Source organism: Streptomyces sp. NPDC020965 (genome assembly GCF_044333555.1).
Taxonomy (GTDB): domain Bacteria; phylum Actinomycetota; class Actinomycetes; order Streptomycetales; family Streptomycetaceae; genus Streptomyces.
The window spans coordinates 184103-205469 of record NZ_JBIRRE010000004.1; the positions used below are offsets into that span (position 1 = coordinate 184103).

Sequence of the window (21367 nt, forward strand, 5' to 3'; positions counted from 1 at the left end):
CCGTCGACTCGGCAGCGCCGCATCCGGCACCGGGACAGCTCGGACGACCCGTCGACCGGCTCGAGTCGACCGTGTTCCGCGGCCGGGTGTCGAGGTCGACACGGCGGTGGTACGGGGGCTGACGGGGGACGCCCTGGAGCAGAAGGCGTGAAACCGGCTCGCGCCAGCACCCCCGCACGCCCCGGAACATGCCGGGAGGACCCCCGGCACTCCCCGGCATTCTCCTCCATATAGCTGGAAATCAACCGGGGCCGGCGGTTGAGGGGCCCCGGCGCCCGGTCGAACGTACGCCCTTACGCGCGCTGCTCACGCCGTGCGACTTCGTCGCACGCTGCTGAGCACTTCCGTGCGCGGTCAAGGCCGACTGTCGGGCTCAATCGCCCTGTTCGGGTGTGCACATTTCAGCCCACGTCTATGCCGTATCGGTTCTTCAAACGGCGCCGATTATCGCCCCTGAGCACAGCTCGGGACCGTCTGCCGAGCCTCTGTGTCTATTGCCCGAGAAACCTTTGCCATGGGCATGTGGCAGAGAGAGGCACGGGGGGAATGCCGTACGGCAGAACGGCAGCGGTCGGATTACCTGGAAACGGGACCCGCCGCCCAGGCACGACCTGCTCGAACAACCGCCCGGGCAGGCGCTTCGCAGAGGAAGGCTCGCGATGGACGGGTACTTCGCCAGTCGGCTTCACCACCAACTACGGAACCAGGTAAGGGACTTCGCCGAGACGGAGGTACGACCACGTATCCCCGCCATGGAAGCCTCACGATCGGCCCACCGGGAGCTATCACGGCTCATAGCCAGGCAGGGATGGCTCGGAGCCACCATTGACCGCGATCATGGCGGGATGGGAGCCGGCCATCTCGCCAAGACCATCATCATCGAGGAGCTCTCCCGGGTCAGCGGGGCGATGGGCGCGATGGTTCAGGCGTCCCAACTCGGTGCGGCCAAGATCGTCCACTTCGGCAACGAGGACCAGCGCAAACAGTGGCTGCCCGCCATCGCGGCCGGCGAGTGCCTGCCGACGATCGCGGTGACCGAGCCGGATTCCGGGGGCCATGTGCTGGGGATGAGCGCCACCGCCGTACGCGACGGTGACGAGTACATCCTCAATGGCCGAAAAGTGTATGTCGGCAACAGTCATGTCGGGGATCTTCACGGCGTCGTGGTCAGGACCGGACCGGGTTCCAAGGGCCTGACCGCGTTTCTGGTCGAGTCGGACCGACCCGGGTTCAGCACCGGGACCCAGCAGCCGGCCATGGGACTGCACGGCTTCAGCTTCGGCGAGTTGTTCTTCCGGGACTGCCGGGTCCCGGTGACCAGCCGACTCGGTGCGGAGGGGGACGGGCTGGCCGTCGCCTACTCGTCGAGCGTGCTGTACGGGCGGGCGAACCTCACCGCCGTATCACTCGGAATCCATCAGGCGATACTCGATGAGACCACTCATTTCTGCGAACAACGACACCGGTACGGCAAACCCCTCCACGATCTGCCGACCATCAAGCTGAAGCTGGGCAAGCTCCAGTCCCGGTTGATGACCGCGCGGCTCGCCGCGTACCACGCCGTACACCTGCTCGACCAGGGACTGCCGTGCGACGCGGAGTTGATGAATGCCAAGTTGATCAATGTGGAATCGGCGATCGACTCCGCGCGCAGCGCCATGGAGATCCACGCCGCCGCGGGGCTCTTCACCGACCGTCCGATCGAGCGCTATCTGCGGGACGCGCTCCATATGTTCGCCCCCGCCGGGACGTCCGACGTCCAGTTGCTGCGTCTCGCCGAGGTGGCGCTCGGCACGGCGAAGGGGCAGTGGTCCCAGCGATTGTCCGAAGCGGTCAGGCTGCGCGCGGCGGTCTGACCGACATGCGGAGCGGGTGATTCATTGAGGGAGCGCGAGGGAACCCTTCGCGCTCCCCCGCCGCCCGCGTCGCCGATGGACGGTCGGGACCCGGCTTCCGGCCGAGAACACGGGGCTCCGACCGTCGGCCGGGGGTCGGACACGGAGGTCAGATACCGCCGTCCTCGCGCCGGTGGATCTGTTCGATCAACTCAGCGGCCAGCGATTTGATGGTCTCCAGGCCCGCCCTCCCCCAGGGGCGGGGCTCGGTGTCCACCACGCAGATCGTGCCCAGCGCGATCCCGGTCCGGTCGATCAGCGGAGCCCCCAGATAAGAGCGGATGCCGATCTCGTCCACGACGGGGTTCCCCGCGAACCGCGGGTAGTCGCAGACGTCCTCCAGGACGAGCGCTTTGCGCCGGACGACGACATGCGGACAGTAGCCGTGGTCCCGCGCCATGAACCGACTGACCTCACCCCCGGCCGCCGCCACCGCGGCCACCGCCGTCAGATCGCTCCCGTTGTGCTCACCGGTCGGTGTGTGCAGTCCGGCGAAGAACTGTCGGTTCTCATCAATGAAGTTGACCATGGAGTACGGAGCCCCGGTCACTTCCGCCAGATGGTGGGCGAACTCGTCGAAGGCGGGGTCCGGACGGTCCCCGAATCCCAACTCGCGCAGCCGTCTGACACGCACGGGCGCTTCCCGGTCAATGGGGGTCAGCAGCAGATGGCCCGTGGGGTCGAAGGTCATGTCGGTGCTCCATAGCTCGGCGCCGGGGCGGGCGTCGCGGTGGTGTTGAGGAGGTGCTGGACGAGCGTGACCAGCGTCCCGATGCCCGAGCTGGCGATCCGCGCGTCACACATCACGACCGGCACCCGGGGCTTGAGATCGAGTGCGGCCCGTACCTCGTCCGGTGTGTAGCGGTAGGCGCCGTCGAACTCGTTGACCGCGACGACGAAGTCGATGCCACGGCCCTCGAAGAAGTCCACGGCGCAGAAGGAGTCCTGCAGTCGGCGGGTGTCGGCGAGGACGATGGCGCCGAGCGCGCCCTCGGAGAGTTCGTCCCACATGAACCAGAAGCGCTCCTGGCCCGGCGTTCCGAACAGGTAGAGGACATGGCGCTGGTCCAGTGTGAGTCGGCCGAAGTCCATGGCGACCGTGGTGGTCGTCTTGGACTCGACTCCGTCCAAATGGTCCGTCGCCACACTGACCTGGGTCAGCAACTCCTCGGTGCTCAGCGGTTCGATCTCACTGACCGCCCCGACAAATGTGGTTTTGCCCACCCCGAAGCCACCGGCGACCAGGATTTTCAGGGCGGTGGGAAAGACGTCGTCCGGGGCGGGGCCGTAGTCCGCGGAACCGTCGACTTCGGAGTCGGCGGCTTCAGAGCCGTCGTCGTAGGCCATCGAGCACTGCCTCCAGCAATGAACGGTCGGTCGGTGTGTCATGACTGCGAGGCGCCCGTGCGATCAGCGCTCCGCAGTCCACGAGGTCGGAGAGCAGTACCTTGGTGACGGCCGCGGGGAGTCCCAGATGCGCCGAGACCTCGGCGACGGAGATCGGACCCTTGCAGAGCCCCAGCGCCAGAACGTGATCCGCTCCGAGCGCAGGGGGTGCGGTCCCGGTGGTCGTCACCAGGGAGAGCAGATCCAGCACGGCCGTCGGACGGGTGCGGCCACCGCTCACCGTGTACGGGCGGGTGAGCGGCCCGGCCGCCGCATCGAGCAGCGGCCCGTCCTTGGGGGCCGGCACGGTCACTGGCCCGGGATGCCCGGTGTCCCGGTGGGCTGTCTGGCCGGGGTGGTGAGATACGGCCGTACGCTCTTGACCAGCATCGCCATCTCGTAGCCAAGGACGGCGGCATCCGCCTCCCGGCCCGCGAGCACGGCGAGACAGGTGCCGGAGCCTGCGGTGGAGACGAACAGCAGGGTCGAGTCGAGTTCCACGACGACTTGGCGCACCTCACCGCCGTCGCCGAAGCGCGCTCCGGCGCTGCGGCCGAGGGAGTAGAGGCCGGAGGCCAGTGCCGCCATATGGTCGGCGCTGTCGGGTTCCAGGCCGTGGACGGACTTCACCAGGCCGTCGGAAGAGAGCAGTACGGCATTGCGGGTGTACGGCACCCGCTGGACCAGACCGCTCAACAGCCAGTCGAGATCGGAGACCTGGCCGTGTGGCGCGTCGCTCGCCATGGTGCATCTACTCCTTGAAGGTGTGGTCGTGGCGGTGCGGGTCGGTGAGGAGTGCGCCGGGCTCGGTGACAGCGGCCCGCACGGACGCGGACTCCGTGAGGGGTTGGGCCTCGGCCAGTCCGAAACCTCGCTGGAACGCGGCCATCAGACCAGGGTCATGGAGGGCGTACTCGTCGTCCTTGCGCGGCGGAGGGGGGGTCCTCAACTGCGGGACTATGTGCTCCTGACTCCGCCGCCTGGGGAGTTGCGGCCGACCCACCGCGCCTCCGCGGGCCACTCCGATGGGGGTGGCGATCGGCATCAGCGGGCGTTCGTTGGAGAGTACGCCCCGTGCCGTGTGGGTGACGCCGGGACGCGCGGCGGCAGGATTGGGGCGGTCGGCGCGCTCCGACCGTACGGGCAGTGGGGCGAGTGGCGCGGGTCGTGCGGTCGCCGGGGCCTGGGTCGGCTGGAGCTGTGGCGGCGCCGGTACCGGTCGGGGGATCGAGGGCGGGTTGGGCACCTGGTTCGTGAGCGGGGGCGGTGCCGAGCGGCGGTGCCCCGCCGCAGCGGTGGTGCTCGTGTCGGGCTGCTGGAGCCCGCCCGAGTCGGCGCCGAGGAGTCCTTGCGGCAGTACGAGGACGGCCTGGACGCCGCCGTAGATGTTGGACTGGAGCCGTACGGCGATGCCGTGTCTGCGGGCCAGCGCCGAGACGACGAAGAGTCCGATGCGCCCGTCCTGGAGGAGGTGGGCGACATTCACCTGATCGGGGTCGGTGAGCAGGTCGTTCATCTTGGTCTGTTCGGCGGCCGGCATCCCGAGGCCCCGGTCCTCGACCTCGATGGCGAGTCCCGCCGTGACGTGCTGCGCACGCAGGAGTACCTGTGTGTGCGGGGCGGAGAACACCGTGGCGTTCTCGACCAGTTCGGCGAGGAGGTGGATCACGTCAGCGACGGCGTGACCGCGCAGAGTGCCGTCGATCGGTGGCACCAGTTTGACCCGGGGGTACTGCTCGACCTCGGCGATGGCCGAGCGGAGCACCTCGGTCATGGTGACCGGGTTGGACCACTGCCGTCGGGAGATCGCGCCACCGAGGACGGCGAGGTTCTCGGCGTGGCGGCGGATGCGGGTGGCGAGATGGTCGACATGGAAGAGGCCCTTGAGCAGCTCGGGGTCCTCGACCTCGTTCTCCAGCTCGTCCAGGAGCTGGATCTCGCGCTGGACGAGTGACTGGAGCCGTCGGGCGAGGTTGACGAAGACCTCGACCTTCTGTTCGTTGCCCACACTGCTGGAGAGCCGGGATGCCTGGACGACGGCGGCGACCGCGACGTCATGGGAGCGGGCCAGCTCCAGGGAGAGCAGATCGAGTTCGTCACCCCGTGCCGATGGCGGCAGCGCGGTGCGCGGGGCGGGCGGCCCCTCCCCTCGCCTGAGCTGCTCGACGACCGTACGGAGGTCTCCCTGACCGCGTGCGGTGGAGCGGCGCAGGGCGGCGCACCGGTCGAGCACGGACGCGGCGGTGCGGTCCGCGCCCAGGGCGGCGCCCGCGACGGCCGCTATGGCGAGGGCCGCCGTGCCGGTGAGGACGATCCAGAGGGCGGCGGTGGCGCGGGGGGCCGCCGTGTGCACGGTGAAGGCCACCGCCGTGGCGCCGCTGAGCGCGGCGATGAGGGCCGGAAGCACCGCGGTGCGCAGCAGACGGGGGCGGAGGCGGTTTTCCGGCGATGACGTCACGGGGCGCGGTCTGCCCGGTGACGGGGTGGGGCGAGCGCCTGACCGGCCGTGGCGCCCGCCCTCCCGGCGGTCCGGCCGCGCGGCGGGTGCGCGTAATGGAGACATCAGCGTCCTTGGTACGTGGGTCCCAGGGTTCGGCGTAGTGCGTGGGGTGGGGGGTATGGGTGGGGGGAGTCCTGCGAGGGGTCAACGATGCTCCGGCGCAGGGGATATGAGCCCATCGTTGATCACTGGCCACACACGGTAGCCGCCAGCCGAGCACATTCGGTGCGCAGTTGACAAAGTTCCCCGCCATTCGTCCCGCTCTGGTATGAGGCTTCGTACTCCCGCCCGAGAACGCCAGGTTGATTCAGGGACCGGTGGGGCCTCTGGGGCTTTTGTTACGGGTGCGGCCCGGAGTCGGGAGAACCGCGGCCGGCCCCGGGCCGGAGGGAACCCACGAGCGCGCGGAGCGGTGCGTGTGCTCCCGCCCACTGCCGGGTCCGGGGGCGTACGGACGGGGCGAGCGGGTCACCGAGGGTGCACGGCCCCCGGGTGGAGCGGGCCGGTGCGACGCTCGGCCACTCCCCGGCCGGTCAACGCGGCGCCACCCCCCGCGGACGACCATCGGTGCGCCCCGGGGAGACCGCGCTCGGGGACGCGGCGGGGGGCGCTCCCCCACTCCATGAGATTTGGCCGAAAGCAGTCGGCGCGGCGGGTTCCTCCGGGGGGCACCCATCGGGGTGGCTTCGGGTTCGCCGAAGGGCACCGCCGGCCCCTGGGGGCTGCCGCAGGGCGCCGCCCACAGCCGGGGGCTCCAGGCACTGCGGAGCCCCCGGGGCGAGCCCATCAGGCGGTGGGGGCGACCTCGGGGGTGCCGGTGTTCGTGCCCTTGTCGGAGCCCGGGGCGGCGAGCCGCGCCCAGCCCTCGGACGGCACCGTCGCCACCGCGCGCCACCACGGCTCGGCCGGAACGGCCGCGGTCGGTTCGAAAGGCTCGCCGGGGCGCGGCAGCGCGATCCGGGCACCCGTCTCCAGGGCCGCCGTGACCGTGCCCTCGCCGGGCTCCGCCCAGGGGTGCGGAGCGAGATTGAAGGTGCCCCAGTGGATCGGCAGCATCACCCCGGCGGCCCGGCCGCCCTGGAGGTCGAGATGTGCCCGCATACCCTCGGCCGGTGTCATGTGGATGTCCGGCCAGTAGGCGCTGTAGGCACCGATCTGGATCATGGTGGCGTCGAAGGGGCCGTGCTCGGCGCCGATGTCCCGGAAGCCGGGGAAATATCCGGTGTCCCCGCTGTGGTAGATCCGGTGCTCGGGGCCCGCGACGGCCCAGGAGGCCCAGAGCGTGTGCTGCTGGTTGCGCAGCCCGCGCCCGCAGAAGTGCCGGGCCGGGGTCGCGGTGAGCCGGATTCCGGCCACCTCTGCCGTCTCGTGCCAGTCCAGCTCGTGGAGACGGTCCGCGGAGACGCCCCAGCGCTCCAGATGGGCGCCGACACCCAGGGGCACGGCGAAGACCGTGTCCGTGGCGGCCAGCGCCTTGATGGTGGGCAGATCCAGATGGTCGTAGTGGTCGTGGGAGATCACCACGACATCGACCGGGCCGAGGTCGGCAAGCGGCGCGGGCACGGGGTGCAGCCGCTTGGGCCCGGCGAACGGGAAGGGTGAGCAGCGCTCTCCCCAGACCGGGTCGAAGAGCACCCGCCGCCCGTCGATCTCGGCGAGGACGCTGGAGTGACCCATCCAGGTCAGCCGCAGCCCGGAGGCCGGGGGACGGGCCAGGTCAGCGAGCGTGGTGGGGTGCAGGGGGATGGGGCCGACGGGAGCTCTCCGGGCCCGCGCCTCCTTCTGGAAGTAGATCTTGGCGAACTCGACCATGGAACCGCCGGAGGGCCTGGTCCTGGCATCCACGGGGTTCTGGAAGACGCCGTCCACGAAATTCGGCGAGCGGCGGATCCGCTCCATCCGCGCTCCGGAGGGATCCGCGCCGAACGCGGCCGATCGCAGTGAGCGCAGCCGGGATCTCAGCGAGTGGGGGGAACCAGCGCCGGTCACGGCACCTCCAGGTGTCGGGTCTTCTTATTATGTGCGCGAGATACGGCAGTGCGGCGAGATGATCCGCCGCTCGGGAGCACACCGGCCGGCGCGCGCCGGACACCGTCCGTCACCGGCCGTCGACCGGTGGGCCCCGGTACGCCGGCGCCGCCGCGCTTCGGCCGTTCGTGTCCCATGCGACCATGTCCGCCGTCATGGGAGGCAACGTGTCGCCCGGTGTCGATGTTCCTGCCTCCTCCCGCCGAGTGGTACCGGCCAGGGGCCCGACGCCGGAAAGTCGCCGGTTTCCCGAGACCCGCGCGCCCGGGGTTCCTTCGATTCCCGTACGCCGTACACGGAGCCCGGGTTTCCTCGATCCCGTACGCCGGCGCTCTCCCGCCCGCGTACACCTAGACGCACGGCCGTCCCGGATACCTGACTACCGTCCGGTTCGGTGCAACGGGCAGCTCGACTGCCGCCCGGTTCCGTAAGCCTGGTCGCCTGGCGGTCTGCGCAACCGCTCCCGCGATCCGGCTCTGGGGGTTCGTCCCACCCGTGTGCGGTGACGCATCGCCGGAGGCTACCGGCAGCCTCTCCCATACTGACCCACTATTCAGTAAATGAACATGCCGGGCGGGGCGGGCGGCGAGCGGGGCGGTCTCTGCGCGACGAGTGCGGCCGGAGGCTGGGGCGGTTCGCCGGGGGCGCCGATGGGCCATCAACTCCGTTGCGGGCGAACGGTACTGGTGGGCGGGGTGCCGAGTCACCGGGACCGGTGCGGAGGGGTCGTTCGCTGACGTCCCGTGCCCGCCACCGGTACCGGTCACCCGCCGCCGGTGTGGCAGCCGGGCCATCGTTCCGGCGAAGATCGGATGTGTAGGGTGAGGCCGTGGCCAGAGTCCGGTTGAGCGTGGCAGAACGTCGCGAAGAGCTTCTCGGCGCCGCGGTCGAGCAGATCCAGCTCCGCGGTGTCGCGGCCGTGCGGATCGCCGATGTCGCCGCGTCGCTCGGCGTGAGCAATGCCCTTGTCCTGTACCACTTCTCGACCAAGGAGAAGCTGGTCGCCGCCGCGTTCGCCCACGCCGCCGATGCCGATCTCGCCCATCTGCGCAAGCTGTTGGACCGCCGCACCTCCGCCCTGCGCAGGCTGCGGGCGGCCGTCCGCTGGTACGCGCCGACGGGCAGCGCGAAGGGCTGGCGGCTGTGGATCGAGGGCTGGGCGGCGGCACTGCGCGAGCCGGCGCTACGGGCGGTCGCCCGCGATCTCGACCAGCGGTGGAAGGCCGCGCTGGCCGAGGTGATCGCGGAGGGGGCGGCGGCGGGCGAGTTCCCGTGTCCCGACCCCCGGGCGGCGGCCTGGCGGCTCACCGCGTTCCTCGACGGGCTCGCCGTACAGATGACGTCGTACGCGGGTTCACTCTCCCGCACCGCCATGCTGGAGTGGACCGACGAGGCGCTCGCCAGGGAACTGGGTCTGGAGCGCGCGGCCTTCGCGGCGGCCGTTCGCTGACCCCCCGCGCAACAGTGAGCCCCGCACGCCCGTACCGGCCGGGGGCGAGCGGAGTCTCCTCCCGGGACCTGGCGCACGGCACGTACCCCGTACGGCCCTCCGGAGGGGAATTCGCGGGTCACGGCAAGGCTGAACGGCAAACCATTGGCGCGGGGCGGCCCGGCACCGCAAGATCAGCGGATGAACATCACAGTGCCGGTCAACGGTGGCGAGATATGGGCGGACGACACCGGTGGCGACGGCCCCCCGCTGGTACTCCTGCATCCGGGCGTCGGGGACTCCCGGATCTGGGACCCGGTCCTCCCCCTGCTCGCGAAGCGCCATCGCGTGATCCGCTACGACGTGCGCGGCTACGGGCGGTCCCCGGCGCCGGTCGCGCCCTACTCACTGCTCGGCGATCTGGTGGCCGTGCTCGATCACTTCGCCCTGCGGCGGGTGGCCCTGGTCGGCTGCAGCATGGGCGGCGGCGCGGCGCTGGGGCTCGCGCTGGCCGACCCGGAGCGGGTGGCCTCGATGGTGCTGCTCTGTCCCGGCGTCGGCGGCTATCCCTGGCCCGACGAACCGGAGGTCGACGCGGAGTACGAGGCGCTGACCGAGGCGGGCGACGTGCCGGGGCTGGCCGCGTTCGGGCTGCGCGAATGGGCGGCCGCCGGTGCGGACGACGCCGCCGTGGCGCAGTTGCGGTCCGCCGCGCCGGCCTGGCTCACCGAGGAGGAGTTCGAGCAGTCGGACCCACCTGTCTTCGACCGGCTCGGCGAGCTGGACACGCCGACCGTACTGATGCTGGGGGAGCTGGACCGGGCGACGATGATCACCTGTAACGAGGACGTGGCCGCGCGCATCCCCGGCTGTCGTCTCATCCGGCTGGCCGGCGTCGATCATCTCCAGCCACTGCGGGTCCCCGAGCTGATCGCCGACACCGTACTGGCGCACTGCGGCGGCGAACCGCGTAGCTGAGCGGGCCCTGTGACGGCACCGGGGGCGCTGTCACAGGGGCAGCAGGTCGGGACGTTTCGCCGCCACATGGTCACCGGAGCTCTGGCCGCGCAGCCGGCGCCCGAACCAGGGCACCAGATGCTCACGCGCCCAGTGGATGTCGTCGCGCCGCACCTCAAGGGTGCCGCGCGGCGGTAGCGGGGGCCAGGGCTGATCCGGGTCGGCCGGCACGTCGATCCCCAGCACCTGCGCGGCACGGAGCGCGACCCGGGTGTGCCCCTCCGGGGAGAGATGCAGCCGGTCGCGGTCCCAGGCCCGGCGGTCCTGGACCGATCTGAGCGACCACAGGTCGAGTACGGGGCAGTCGTACCGGTCGGCGATGGACCGCACATGTGCGCTGTACGTGGCTATCCTGCCGCGCAGGTGGCGCAGGACCGGGACGCCTCGGGTGTCGAATCCGGTGGTCACCATGACCGTGCCGACGGCGTTGGTCAGATCGGCCACCGCCCGCTCGAAGCGCTCGGCCACGGCGTCGGGGTCGCTGCCCGGTCGAATGATGTCGTTGCCCCCGGCGCAGAACGTCACCAGGTCAGGGGCGAGTTCCCGGGCCCTCGGCACCTGCTCCGCGACGATCTGGTCGAGCAGTCGGCCCCGTACCGCCAGATTGGCGTAGCGGAAGGGGTGTTCCGGCGCGCGGTCGGCGAGCAGGACCGCGAAACGGTCCGCCCAGCCCAGGTACGTCCCGGCGGGGCCGGGGTCGCCGACGCCTTCGGTGAAGCTGTCACCGATCGCCGCGTACGACCCGATTCCGCCGGGCGTCCCTGCTCTCGAAGTTCTCACGTCTTGTGCCACGAGAACTCATCCTGACCTCGCGGATGTGACCTACGCGACCGTAAGGAGGGGTTGACGGGGGGTGATCTTTACCACCGGGTCCGATTCCGGTGGGTGGGAATACGCCAGAATCCCCGCGTACCACCGGGGCGGCACACGGGGATTCGGGGATTCACCCGATACGGGCGGGGCTGGCGGGCTCGCGCGGGGTCAGGTGTGACGCGGACCGTTCATCCGGTGCCCTCCGCTGGGGGGCAGCGGTGATGCCGTCGGTTCAGAGGGAGACACCGTGCTGGCGCAGGTACGCCACCGGGTCGATGTCCGAGCCGTAGTCGGGACCGGTGCGGATCTCGAAGTGCAGGTGCGGGCCGCTGGAGTTGCCGGTGGAGCCGGAGAGGCCGATCTGCTGTCCGCCGGTCACGCTCTGCCCGGCCGACACGGCGAGGGAGGAGAGGTGGGCGTACTGGGAGTAGGTGCCGTCGGTGTGCTGGATGACGACCTCGTTGCCGTAGGAACCGCTCCAGCCCGCGGAGACGACACTGCCCGGGCCGACGGACCGGACGGTGGTGCCGGTGGCCGCCGCGAAGTCGACACCGGTGTGGTAGCCGCTGGACCACATGGCGCCGGAGGCGCGGTAGGAGGTGGTGACACCACCGGATTCGAGCGGGGTGGTGTAACCGGAACCGGCGGCGGCGGGGGCGGCCGGTGTCTCCGCGGTGTCCGACGCGGTCTGGCTCGCGCCGTCGCTCTCGGCGGGGGCCGCCGCGGCCGGGGCGGGCTCGACCTCCGGAGTCGCCGGGGCGGCGGACCGGGACGCGGGCTCCGGGGTGGCCTCCGTCCGCTGCGACGGCACCGCACCGCCGGTCGCCTTGGCGATGGCGAGTTCGACGCCCGGGTGGATCAGCGCGGGGTCCCCGCCGACGACCTTGCGGTTGTCCTCGTAGAGCCGCTGCCAGCCACCGTCGACCCGCTGCTCGTCGGCGATCTTGGACAGATGGTCACCGGCGACCACCCGGTAGACGGCTGCGGACTTCTCCGCCGCCTTCTCCGCCACCGGGGCGGCGGCGGGGGCCTTGGTCACCTGCGCGGTGGCGGAGGCCGGCCGCTCCGCCGCGTGGGCGCCGGCCGCGCCCAGCAGTGGCAGGGCGATGGCGGCGCCACCGGTACCCGCGGCGACGAATCCGCGGGTGAGGGGGCTGGTCCTGGTACGGCGGTGCTTACCCTTTCCGGGCATGGCGTTGCTTCCTCTCCGACGCCTGCGAGGTGAGCTGTCGGGTTCGGGCTGGAGATGCCCGGCCGCGCGACTGCGCGACTTCACCCCAAGCCGTCCGGATGCCCGGATCGGCGTACTGACTGGGTCCCCCGCTCCTGCCATGCGTGGATATGCGAATGGGGTTCCGGTCGGCGGCAGGATGAGGCGGTCCGCCCGGATTGCCGTGACCGTAGACGAGCGCCACAGACCTGAACAAGCCACTCCGCTTTCACTGTCAAGATCGATTCACCGGCGGACCGGAATTTCCGGTCACCCTCCGTGGAACCGGAAAGGCCAACTACCCACCCCGCGTCGATATCGGCCGCGCGTCCGGCGGCACGGAACGTCACGAATATGATCCTGCTCACGAGCGAGGCCCCATCTCCCCTATAGATGGGGCACGTTACCCTTAAACGACCAATTCGGTCAGAAGTGCAGAATGTGGCTCTTAGTGGCGGCGGGGTGAGGGATCCGGGGGTCCGGTACCCCCGGCCGGATGAGGTGCCGACCCCGCGGGTGGCCCGGCGCCGCCGCCCCCGCCCGGTAGCCGCTGGCCGCTGGCCGACCCGTGCCGAGGACCGGGTGACCGCACAGGCCGGGGACCGGGCACGGCGGTGTCGTATCGTCGGGAACACGCCATCGTCGGCGAGCCGCGCCGGCAGTGACCTCCAGGAGCCTTTGTGACACAGCAGCTGCCGCGGGTCCCGTCGACCGAACCCGAGCTGACCGGGGTTCGCAACTTCCGAGACGTGGGCGGACTGCCGACCGTGGACGGCCGGCAGGTGCGGTACGGAGCCCTCTACCGCAGCGGTCACCTCGCCAACGCGACCGCGAGCGATGCCGCGTTCCTCGCCACACTGGGGCTGCGCACGGTCTTCGACTTCCGGAACTCGGCCGATATGCGGCTGGAGGGTCCCGATATCGACCTGCCCGGGGTGCGGAATCTGAATCTGCCCCTCAGCGACCCGGCCGACGGCGCCGACTTCTGGCTGATGGTGCGCGAGGGCGATCTCGACCAGCTCCGGTCGATCCTGGCGGACGGCAGGGCGGCGGACCGGATGGCGGAGTCGTACCGGACGATGATCACCGGGCGCACCGGGGAGCACAGCCGGGTGCTGCACGCGCTCGCCGAGGACAGCGTCCCGGCACTCATGCACTGCGCGGCGGGCAAGGACCGCGCCGGGCTCTCGATAGCGGTGTCCCTGCTCGCGGTCGGGGTGGAGCGGGAGGCGATCGAGGCGGACTACCTCAAGTCCAACGAGCCGCACCGGCGTTATCTGGTGCGTCGCCGGGACAACTCGCCGGCCGGGATGTCGGCGGAGGTGATGGAGCTGCTGAACCCGCTCTTCGACGCGCGCGCCGCTTATCTGAACGCCGCCTTCGATGCGATCGAGCAGACCTGGGGCACCACCGAGCGCTATCTGACGGACGGGCTGGGGGTCTCCCCCGAGACCCGGGCGCGGCTGCGGGAGCGACTGCTCGACGGGGCGTGACCGCGTCCGTCCCCCTTCACGGAGGGTTCGCGAATTCACGGAGGTTCGCGAATTCACGGAGGGTTCGCGAATTCCACGGGAGGCTCGCGACGGGTGGGCGCCGGTCGACCCTGGGTTACTTGGCGCCCATCTCGAAGAGGAGATAGAGGAACCCGGCGAACACATGGCCCGCGATCAGGTAGGCGAAGAGGCGGATCACCAGACCCCGGGGGAACTTCCCCTCCTCTTTGGCGGCGGCCTTCGAGGAGACCGCGGGGCTCTCGGGCGCGGCGGGGTTCTGGGGTGCGGGGCTCTCGGACATGGCGGGCCTCTCTTCTCGTACCGGCGGACCGGCGTCAGCTGTGGTGCGGATGGAGGTCGGGGCTCTGGAGCAGGGTGTGGACGAAGAGCATCTCGGCGCCGTCGCGGGTGGCGGCCGCGATGCGGTGGGGGGTGAGCGAGTCGAAGTGCGCGCTGTCCCCGGGGCCGAGTTCGTGCACGGCCTCGCCGAGGGTGAGCCGCACCCGGCCGTCGAGGACATGGATCCACTCCTCGCCGGGATGGACCCGTACCAGATCGCCCTGCGCGCCGTAAGGGACGACGAGCCGGAGCGCCTGCATGGCCCGGCCAGGGGCGCCCACCTGGTGATACGTCCAGCCGTCGGCTGCCGCGGGCTCCCGGCGGCCGGCCCGGACGATCGGGTCGCGCTCCGCCGACACCTCGCCGAGCAGCTCGCCGATTGCCGTACCGTAGATTCTGGCGAGACTGAGGAGCATGGGCAGCGACGGCTGTCGGCGGCCGGTCTCCAGCCGGGACAGATGCGCGGGCGAGAGTCCGGCGCGCTGGGCGGCGGCCTCCAGGGTGAGGCCGCGGCGGCGGCGCAGCTCGCGCAGCCGGGGGGCCACGTCGGGAAGGTCCGTGGCCGGTTCGCCGGTGGCGGCGGTCGGGTCCGGAGGGTGACCTCCGGGAGGACTGTGCATGACTCCATTGCGCCAGGAAACTGCCTCTGAGGCAAATTTCTTTACCTCAGAGGCAAAAAACGCCGGTCGGGTACTCCGCGGGGGCGGGTCAGCGCTGCAACACCGCCTGCTTGATCAGTGTCTTTCCGAAGTCCCACATCAGCCCGCCCCCGGCATGGGCGTCGTCCATGACCGCGGTGAAGGCCGTGAGGAAGCGGTCCACCTCCCGCTCGCCGATCGTCAGCGGCGGGATCAGCTTGATCACTTCCAGCTCGTCACCGGAGACCTGGGTGAGGATCCGGTGTTTGCGCAGCAGCGGCACCACGACCATCTGCGCGAAGAGCCCCTTTCGGGCGGCCTGGAGCATGGTCCAGCGGCCCCGGAGTACGAGGGACTCGGGGCGCCCGAACTCGATGCCGATCATCAGCCCCCGGCCGCGCACCGCCGCCAGGAACTCATAGCGGTCCACCAACTCGGCCAGCCGGGTGCGCAGCAGGTCACCGGTCACCCGGGCGTTGGCGACGATCCCCTCGTCCTCGATCACCGACAACACCGCGAGTCCCGCCGCCATCGCCTGGGCGTTCGAGCCGAAGCTCGCCGAATGCACCAGGACCCGGTCCATGGACGAGTAGACCTTCTTGAAGATCCAGTCCTTGCCGAGGGTCGCGCCGACCGGTACGTAACCGCCGGAGAGCGCCTTCGCCACACAGACGAGGTCGGGTTCGACGCCGTCGTCGTGCTGGTAGGCGTAGAAGTCACCGGTCCGGCCCAGGCCGGTCTGCACCTCGTCGGCGATCAGCAGCGCACCGTGCCGGTGGAGCAGCTCCTGCGCCGCCCGCAGATAGCCGGGGGGCGCCTCCTGGACGCCCTTGCCCTGGATCGGCTCCACCACCAGGGCCGCCACGTCCCCGCGCCGCAGTTCGCGTTCGAGCGCGGCCAGGTCGCCGAGGGGTACGGCGGTGTCGGGCAGCAGGGGGGCGAACCCGTCCCGGAAACCCGCCTCGCCGTTGACGGAGAGGGCGCCCGTGGTCAGTCCGTGGAACGCGTGCTCGCAGTAGAGGACGCGCGGCCGACCGGTGGCGCAGCGGGCGAACTTCAGCGCCGTCTCGACCGCCTCCGTACCACTGTTGCCGAAGAACACCCGGTCCAGGTGGGGGCTGTGGGCGAGCAGCTTCTCCGCGAGGAGGCCGGGCAGGGGCGAACAGTCGAAGCGGGTGAGGTCGGCGAGTGAGGCGTCGATGACGTCGTGCAGCGCCGCACGGACGACGGGGTGGTGCCGGCCGAGGCCCATCACCCCGAACCCCGCCAGCATGTCCAGGTAGTCCTGGCCGTCGGCGTCCCAGAAGTACGCGCCGTCGGCCCGCTCGTAGACCTTGTCGAAGCCGATGGTGCGCAGCACCCGGGGCAGTTGGTGGTTGAGGTGGCGGGCGTGCAGCTCGTAGCGTTCGGCCCCGCGCTCGGCGAGCAGTGCGGCCAGGTCGAAGCCGCGGCGCGGGGTGCCCTCCGGGCCGGGTGCGGCCATCCGGTCCGGAGGGCCGGGGTGGCCGGGGTGGCCGGGGCGGGCATCGACCTCCCGGCCCGTCGACAGCGGCTCGGTCATGTGCTCCCTCGCTCTCGTTGTTTTCCGGTGCCCCGGTGCCCCCGTGCCTCCGATGGGGTGCCGCCGCCCGCGGCCATCGCTCAGCCCCGGCTTCCCGAGACGGTCTCCCGCACCGCCCGGATCGATTCCTTGAGGGAGCCCATGGTGGCGAGGACGGCGGTGGGCTCGTACCCGCAGTGCGCCATGCAGTTGGCGCAGCGGGGGTCCTTGCCCCGGCCGTACTTCTCCCAGTCGGTCTCCTCGATCAGCTCGCGGTAGGTCGGGACGTATCCGTCGTTCATCAGATAGCAGGGGCGCTGCCAGCCGAAGAGGGAGTAGTTGGGGATGGCCCACGCCGTGCAGGGGAAGTCGGTCTTCCCCTCCAGGAAGTCCAGGAAGAGCGGCGAGTGGTTGAGCCGCCAGCGGCGCCTGTTGCCCCCGGCGAAGGACTTCTTGAACAGCTCACGAGTCTGTTCCACCCCCAGGAAGTGCTCTTGGTCCGGCGCCTTCTCGTAGGCGTACGCGGGCGAGATCATCATCTCGTCGACCTTGAGGTCGTCATTGAGGTAGTTCAGCACCTCGATGATGGTCGCTGGGGTGTCGGTGTTGAAGAAGGTCGAATTGGTGGTGACCCGGAAGCCCTGGCTCTGGGCCTCCTTGATGGCCGCCACCGCCTCGTCGAAGACGCCTTCCTTGGCGACCGATTCATCGTGGCGCTCGCGCAGTCCGTCGATGTGCACGGCGAAGGCGAAGTAGCGGGACGGGGTGAAGTTCTTCAGCTTCTTGCGGAGCAGCATGGCGTTGGTGCAGAGGAACACGTACTTCTTCCGGGCCACGAGCTGGCGCACGATCTCGTCGATCTGCGGATGCATCAGCGGCTCGCCGCCCGCGATGGAGACCATGGGGGCACCGGACTCCAGCACCGCCCCGACCGCCTGCGCCACCGGCATCCGCTGCTTCAGCACCCCGGCCGGGTGCTGGATCTTCCCGCAGCCCTCGCACGCCAGATTGCAGGCGAAGAGGGGTTCCAGCTCCACGATGAGCGGAAACTTCTCCCGCTTGCGGAGCTTCTGTTCAAGCAGATAGGTCCCGACCCTGATGGTCTGGCGAAGCGGCATGGCCATCTGGCTCACCTCCTGGGGAGCTGTAAAGAACGGTGCCATTCGTGGAAAGCGGGAAGGACGGCCCGGAGAACCCGGAATGCCGATATTCCCCCTCGGACGGTGCCCATACGGATCAGCTCGTGCTCCGGAGCGTCCACCACCACCCGGACGGCGGCGACCGGACGGGGTCCGGCGTCCAGCGCCGTCGCCAGGGTGGCCGCGGACTCCATGTCCACCGCGATGGCGCCGGTGGCCCACAGCTCGGCCCGCTCCGGGCCGCGTACGACATGGTCCGAGCCGGTCAGCGGCCCGCGGTGGACCCGGCGGCCGGGCAGGGTCCTGGTGACCGCCTCGATCAGCGGCCCCGCCGCGGTGCAGGGGGTGGCGCCGGCCGGGTGGCGGGTCTCATCGGCGATGACGACGTCCCCGGGGCGCATCCCCGGCGCGAGCCCGGCGCAGAACCCGGTGGCGATGACGGCGGCGTCCCGGAGCGGCCCGCCGGCCAGCGCCTCCCGTACGGCGCGCGCCGCGTTCCGCGGTCCCATGCCGGTACGGAGCAGGGTCACCGGACCTCCGCCGCCCCGGTGGTCGGCGCCGCGGAGCGCCAGTCGCTCGATTCCGAGGGCGCAGGCGATCAGTAGTGGTACGTCGGTGTCCGGCGGCCCCTGGGGAGCGCCCATCAACCCCCCTCGCGGTCGCGGGCCACGACGGGTTCGCCGTGGACGTAGCGGCCGAGGGCGGTGAGCGGGAAGACCTGGCGGTAGAGGTGGTAGTTGATGGAGAAGTCCCAGGGGAAGCCGGTGCCGGTGAAGTGGGGCTCGTCCCAGGAGCCGTCCGCCCGCTGGGTCTCGGCGAGCCAGGTGACCCCCCGTTCGACCGACTTGCTCTCCCGCTCGCCCGCCGCGGTCAGCGCCAGCAGCGCCCACGCGGTCTGGGAGGCGGTGGAGGTGCCCTGACCCATCCAGCCCTTCTCGCCGTACGAGCGCAGGTCCTCGCCCCAGCCGCCGTCCTCGTTCTGGACGGAGTCGAGCCAGCGGACCGCGCGGCGGATCGCCGGGTGCGACCCGGGGATCCCCGCCGCCGTCAGGGCCGGCACCACCGCGCCCGTGCCGTACAGGTAGTTGACGCCCCAGCGACCGAACCAGGCTCCGCTGGGCTCCTGTTCGGCCAGTAGCCAGGCGATGCCGCGACGGGCCCGGGGGTGGTGGGCGCGGCCCTCGTGGGCGAGCATCTCCACGACGTGCGCGGTGACATCGGCCGATGGGGGGTCGATCACCTCGCCGAAGTCGCAGAACGGCAGGCGGTTGGGGAGCAGGCTGGTGTTGTCGGCGTCGAACGCGGCCCACGCGCCGTTCCGGGACTGCATTCCGAGGGTCCAGCGGCCGGCCCGCGCGACGGCGGCCTCCAGCCGGGCGGGGTCGGGGTGCCGCACCCGGCGCAGGGCGAGGATCACCTCGGCGGTGTCGTCGATATCGGGGTAGTTGTCGTTGTGGAACTCGAACGCCCAGCCGCCGGGGGGCAGTCCGGGCCTGCGGACGGCCCAGTCGCCGGAGCGGACGATCTCCTCGTCGAGCATCCAGTCGGCGGCCTTGACCAGCGCGGGATGGTCGGCGGGCAGGCCCGCGTCGGCGAGCGCGACGGTGGCGAGGCAGGTGTCCCAGACGGGCGACTGGCAGGCTTCGACCATCCGGACGGGCCCGCCGCCGGGGGCATCGTCCTCGCTCCAGACCGCGAACCGGTCCAGCGACTCCAGTCCGGCCCGCATCACGGGGTGGTCGATGTCGTAGCCGAGCAGGTGCAGGGCGATCAGGGAGTACACGGCGGGTGGCTGGATCCCGCCCCAGCAGCCGTCGTTCTCCTGGCGTTCGACGATCCAGCGGGCCGCGGCGTTCATCGCGATTCTCCGCAGCCGGCGCGGCGCGAAGGTGTGGTAGAGCCGCAGGGCCCGGTCGGCGCGCTGGAAGAATCCGTCCCAGCTCCGTACGGAGGCGAGCGGCCGCGGCGGGTTCGGGCGGCCCGGGTCGATATGCAGTTCGTCCAGCGCGAACGGCGCGGGCCGCACCGGCCGCTTCGCCGAGACCACGGTGAGCGGCACGATGGTCTGCCGGGCCCAGCAGCCGAAGTCGTAGATGTTGAGCGGGAACCAGCCGGGGAGGAAGATCAGCTCGGGTGGGAGTTCGGGCAGGTCCTCCCATTTCCACCAGCCGAAGAGGGCGAGCCAGATCCGGGTGAAGACCCTGCTCCCGGCGATACCGCCGTGCTGTCGGACCCAGGCGCCCGCCCGTGCCATATGGGGGTCGTCCGGCTGATCACCGGCCAGTCGGAGCGCGACGTACGCCTCCACGGTGGCGGAGAGTTCCCCGGGTCCGCCGTAGAAGGTCGGCCAACTGCCGTCGTCGCGCTGTTTGCCGCGGATGAAACGGGCCGCCGCGTCGGTGGTGCGCGGATCCCGGATCCCGAGGAACTGCCGCAGCAGCAGGTCCTCGGCGTCCATCGTCACATTGGTCTCAAGGTCGCCCTTCCACCAGCCCTGCGCGTCCTGCCGGCTCAGCAGGTACTCGACGGAGCGTGCCGCGGCCCGGCGTGCCAGCTCGGGAGGGTCACCCGGGGCGGGGGGCTCCACAGGGGCCCCGGTGGCATGGATGTGCGGTCTCTGGCCGGCAGTGGCTGCGCGGGCCCCCGCGGGTCCGCCGCTTCCGTCGGTCGTCGCTGTCATGGCTTCCCCTTACCGTGCAGTGATGCCTGGTGCCGTACTGGGGTCTCCGTCGGCCGGCTCCCGGTTGCCCGGTCACCGGCCGGCGACTGCGATTCATATGGAGGACGCGGTGCGGAACGTCTCCGGTGGGGGGTTCACCTCATTCGTCACGGTAGTCCCTCGGCCCGATTTCATCGCTTCCGTACGACGACGAAATCCGCGAGGGCCACGAGCTGCGCCCTGAGGTGGTCGGGCATGTCGACGCCGTCCAGGGCGGCGATGGCGACGGAGTGCTGGCGGCGGGCCTCGCCGGAGGTCCACTCGCGGCCGCCGGCCTCCTCGATCAGGGCGGCCCTGGTGGCGAACTCCTCCTCGGAGAAGCTGTCGAAGTCATTGCTCTTGGCGTCGGCCGCGAGCAGTTCCCCGAGCCGTCGGGAGGCCGGCCCGCCCTCGGCGAGCGCGGCGACGACCGGCAGGGACTTCTTGCGCTGGCGCAGATCGCTCCAGGTCTGCTTGCCGGTGGCGACCGGGTCGCCCCAGATGCCGAGCAGATCGTCGACGGCCTGGAAGGCGAGGCCGAGGTGGTAGCCGTACGCCTCCAGCGTGTCGGCCGTCCGGTCGTCGGCCCCGCCGAGCACCGCACCGATGGAGACGGCGCAGGCCAGCAGCGCGCCGGTCTTGTTGCCCTCCATCTCCAGGCACTCCTCGACGGTGACCCGCTCGCGGTGCTCGTACGAGATGTCCTGGGCCTGGCCGTCGATGAGCTTGCGGGTGGCGGCGGTCAGCCTGCGGGTGGCGCGGCCCGCCTCCACGGTGCCCAGCTCCAGCAGGACCTCGTTGGCGAGGGCGAAGAGCGCGTCGCCGACGAGGATCGCCTGCGCCGGTCCGTGGACCTTCCAGACGGTGTCGCGGTGGCGCCGCTGCTCGTCGCCGTCCATCAGGTCGTCGTGGAGCAGCGAGAAATTGTGCACCAGCTCCACGGCCACCGCGCCGGGGATGCCGACCTCGGGCCCGGCGCCCGCGACCTCGGCGGAGAGCAGCGCGAGCGCGGGGCGCACGGCCTTTCCGCCGTCGCCGACGGACGGCTGCCCCTGGGCGTCGATCCAGCCGAAGTGGTAGGCGGCGACGGTGTCCATGGGCGGTGCGAGCCGGTCGATCGCCGCGCGGAGCTCCGGCGTCGACATGGCCCGTCCGCGCTCCAGCAGGGCCGCGATGTCCACGCCCGTCGTGGTGTCGTCAGCGGGGTTCGCCGAAGGCACAGTCGGCACGGTCTCTCCTCTT

The 21367-nt window shown here is 71.1% G+C and carries 19 protein-coding genes and 1 riboswitch; of the genes, 4 read left to right on the forward strand and 15 right to left on the reverse strand.

What is annotated here, in order from left to right; genetic code table 11:
• The first annotated feature begins 659 nt into the window (after positions 1-659).
• Positions 660-1856 carry an acyl-CoA dehydrogenase family protein gene (locus ACH4S7_RS14615; protein ID WP_398521512.1) on the forward strand — a complete coding sequence of 399 codons (1197 nt, stop codon included), beginning with the start codon at positions 660-662 and terminating at the stop codon, positions 1854-1856.
• Positions 1857-2004: 148 nt separating this feature from the next.
• Here the strand turns inward: ACH4S7_RS14615 and ACH4S7_RS14620 are convergent, their stop codons facing one another.
• The 6 genes from ACH4S7_RS14620 to ACH4S7_RS14645 form a co-directional block, all read right to left on the reverse strand.
• Positions 2005-2586 carry a GAF domain-containing protein gene (locus tag ACH4S7_RS14620; protein ID WP_398521513.1) on the reverse strand — a complete coding sequence of 194 codons (582 nt, stop codon included), beginning with the start codon at positions 2584-2586 and terminating at the stop codon, positions 2005-2007.
• Positions 2583-3242, reverse strand: coding sequence for a GTP-binding protein (locus ACH4S7_RS14625; RefSeq protein WP_398521514.1), 660 nt, complete (start codon positions 3240-3242; stop codon positions 2583-2585). The genes ACH4S7_RS14620 and ACH4S7_RS14625 overlap by 4 nt, the downstream gene beginning before the upstream one ends.
• Positions 3220-3588 carry a DUF742 domain-containing protein gene (locus ACH4S7_RS14630; protein ID WP_398521873.1) on the reverse strand — a complete coding sequence of 123 codons (369 nt, stop codon included), beginning with the start codon at positions 3586-3588 and terminating at the stop codon, positions 3220-3222. Before ACH4S7_RS14630 ends, ACH4S7_RS14625 begins: the two co-directional genes overlap by 23 nt.
• Positions 3589-3590: 2 nt before the next feature.
• On the reverse strand, positions 3591-4025 hold the full coding sequence (locus tag ACH4S7_RS14635; protein ID WP_398521515.1) for a roadblock/LC7 domain-containing protein: 435 nt from the start codon (positions 4023-4025) through the stop codon (positions 3591-3593).
• Positions 4026-4032: 7 nt separating this feature from the next.
• Positions 4033-5844: an ATP-binding protein gene (locus ACH4S7_RS14640; protein ID WP_398521516.1), complete on the reverse strand. Its 1812-nt coding sequence runs from the start codon at positions 5842-5844 to the stop codon at positions 4033-4035.
• A 723-nt stretch (positions 5845-6567) separates the two neighbouring features.
• Entirely contained in the window at positions 6568-7770 is a 1203-nt protein-coding gene (locus ACH4S7_RS14645) for an MBL fold metallo-hydrolase (RefSeq protein WP_398521517.1), read from the reverse strand.
• An 868-nt stretch (positions 7771-8638) separates the two neighbouring features.
• On the opposite strand from ACH4S7_RS14645, the gene ACH4S7_RS14650 reads away from it, so the two are divergent.
• Entirely contained in the window at positions 8639-9259 is a 621-nt protein-coding gene (locus tag ACH4S7_RS14650; RefSeq protein ID WP_398521518.1) for a TetR/AcrR family transcriptional regulator, read from the forward strand.
• Positions 9260-9439: 180 nt separating this feature from the next.
• Positions 9440-10216, forward strand: coding sequence for an alpha/beta fold hydrolase (locus ACH4S7_RS14655; protein WP_398521519.1), 777 nt, complete (start codon positions 9440-9442; stop codon positions 10214-10216).
• 30 nt (positions 10217-10246) lie between these two features.
• On the opposite strand, the gene ACH4S7_RS14660 is transcribed toward ACH4S7_RS14655, so the two are convergent.
• The gene (locus ACH4S7_RS14660) at positions 10247-11047 is read right to left on the reverse strand and encodes an SGNH/GDSL hydrolase family protein (RefSeq protein WP_398521520.1); all 801 of its coding nucleotides are present in this window, start codon (positions 11045-11047) and stop codon (positions 10247-10249) included.
• 253 nt (positions 11048-11300) lie between these two features.
• Positions 11301-12260: a peptidoglycan DD-metalloendopeptidase family protein gene (locus ACH4S7_RS14665; protein WP_398521521.1), complete on the reverse strand. Its 960-nt coding sequence runs from the start codon at positions 12258-12260 to the stop codon at positions 11301-11303.
• A gap of 4 nt (positions 12261-12264) precedes the next feature.
• A riboswitch (cyclic di-AMP (ydaO/yuaA leader) is annotated at positions 12265-12424 on the reverse strand.
• Between the two features lie 534 nt (positions 12425-12958).
• Between ACH4S7_RS14665 and ACH4S7_RS14670 the strand changes: the two genes are divergently transcribed.
• A complete protein-coding gene (locus ACH4S7_RS14670) occupies positions 12959-13771 on the forward strand; it encodes a tyrosine-protein phosphatase (protein ID WP_398521522.1) in 813 nt (270 codons plus the stop codon).
• A gap of 115 nt (positions 13772-13886) precedes the next feature.
• Here ACH4S7_RS14670 and ACH4S7_RS14675 read toward each other — a convergent pair whose 3' ends face one another.
• From ACH4S7_RS14675 to ACH4S7_RS14705, 7 genes are all read right to left on the reverse strand, one after another.
• Positions 13887-14072, reverse strand: coding sequence for a DUF6126 family protein (locus ACH4S7_RS14675; protein WP_398521523.1), 186 nt, complete (start codon positions 14070-14072; stop codon positions 13887-13889).
• A 34-nt stretch (positions 14073-14106) separates the two neighbouring features.
• Positions 14107-14730, reverse strand: a complete 624-nt coding sequence (locus ACH4S7_RS14680) for a helix-turn-helix domain-containing protein (protein WP_398521524.1) — start codon at positions 14728-14730, stop codon at positions 14107-14109.
• An 88-nt stretch (positions 14731-14818) separates the two neighbouring features.
• Entirely contained in the window at positions 14819-16231 is a 1413-nt protein-coding gene (locus ACH4S7_RS14685) for an aspartate aminotransferase family protein (RefSeq protein ID WP_398521874.1), read from the reverse strand.
• A 158-nt stretch (positions 16232-16389) separates the two neighbouring features.
• A complete protein-coding gene (gene hpnH / locus ACH4S7_RS14690; RefSeq protein ID WP_398521525.1) occupies positions 16390-17412 on the reverse strand; it encodes an adenosyl-hopene transferase HpnH in 1023 nt (340 codons plus the stop codon).
• Between the two features lie 5 nt (positions 17413-17417).
• A complete protein-coding gene (locus ACH4S7_RS14695) occupies positions 17418-18071 on the reverse strand; it encodes a 1-hydroxy-2-methyl-2-butenyl 4-diphosphate reductase (RefSeq protein WP_398521526.1) in 654 nt (217 codons plus the stop codon).
• The gene (shc, locus tag ACH4S7_RS14700) at positions 18071-20107 is read right to left on the reverse strand and encodes a squalene--hopene cyclase (RefSeq protein WP_398521527.1); all 2037 of its coding nucleotides are present in this window, start codon (positions 20105-20107) and stop codon (positions 18071-18073) included. The genes ACH4S7_RS14695 and shc overlap by 1 nt, the downstream gene beginning before the upstream one ends.
• A 170-nt stretch (positions 20108-20277) precedes the next feature.
• The gene (locus tag ACH4S7_RS14705; protein WP_398521875.1) at positions 20278-21345 is read right to left on the reverse strand and encodes a polyprenyl synthetase family protein; all 1068 of its coding nucleotides are present in this window, start codon (positions 21343-21345) and stop codon (positions 20278-20280) included.
• Positions 21346-21367: the final 22 nt, after the last annotated feature.

Excerpts from the sequence above, each read along its gene's own strand:
- ACH4S7_RS14615 (WP_398521512.1), top strand. The coding sequence starts at position 660 with ATGGACGGGTACTTCGCCAGTCGGCTTCACCACCAACTACGGAACCAG.
- ACH4S7_RS14620 (WP_398521513.1), bottom strand. The coding sequence starts at position 2,586 with ATGACCTTCGACCCCACGGGCCATCTGCTGCTGACCCCCATTGACCGG.
- ACH4S7_RS14625 (WP_398521514.1), bottom strand. The coding sequence starts at position 3,242 with ATGGCCTACGACGACGGCTCTGAAGCCGCCGACTCCGAAGTCGACGGT.
- ACH4S7_RS14635 (WP_398521515.1), bottom strand. The coding sequence starts at position 4,025 with ATGGCGAGCGACGCGCCACACGGCCAGGTCTCCGATCTCGACTGGCTG.
- ACH4S7_RS14640 (WP_398521516.1), bottom strand. The coding sequence starts at position 5,844 with ATGTCTCCATTACGCGCACCCGCCGCGCGGCCGGACCGCCGGGAGGGC.
- ACH4S7_RS14655 (WP_398521519.1), top strand. The coding sequence starts at position 9,440 with ATGAACATCACAGTGCCGGTCAACGGTGGCGAGATATGGGCGGACGAC.
- ACH4S7_RS14665 (WP_398521521.1), bottom strand. The coding sequence starts at position 12,260 with ATGCCCGGAAAGGGTAAGCACCGCCGTACCAGGACCAGCCCCCTCACC.
- ACH4S7_RS14675 (WP_398521523.1), bottom strand. The coding sequence starts at position 14,072 with ATGTCCGAGAGCCCCGCACCCCAGAACCCCGCCGCGCCCGAGAGCCCC.
- ACH4S7_RS14680 (WP_398521524.1), bottom strand. The coding sequence starts at position 14,730 with ATGCACAGTCCTCCCGGAGGTCACCCTCCGGACCCGACCGCCGCCACC.
- ACH4S7_RS14685 (WP_398521874.1), bottom strand. The coding sequence starts at position 16,231 with ATGGCCGCACCCGGCCCGGAGGGCACCCCGCGCCGCGGCTTCGACCTG.
- hpnH (WP_398521525.1), bottom strand. The coding sequence starts at position 17,412 with ATGGCCATGCCGCTTCGCCAGACCATCAGGGTCGGGACCTATCTGCTT.
- ACH4S7_RS14695 (WP_398521526.1), bottom strand. The coding sequence starts at position 18,071 with ATGGGCGCTCCCCAGGGGCCGCCGGACACCGACGTACCACTACTGATC.
- shc (WP_398521527.1), bottom strand. The coding sequence starts at position 20,107 with ATGACAGCGACGACCGACGGAAGCGGCGGACCCGCGGGGGCCCGCGCA.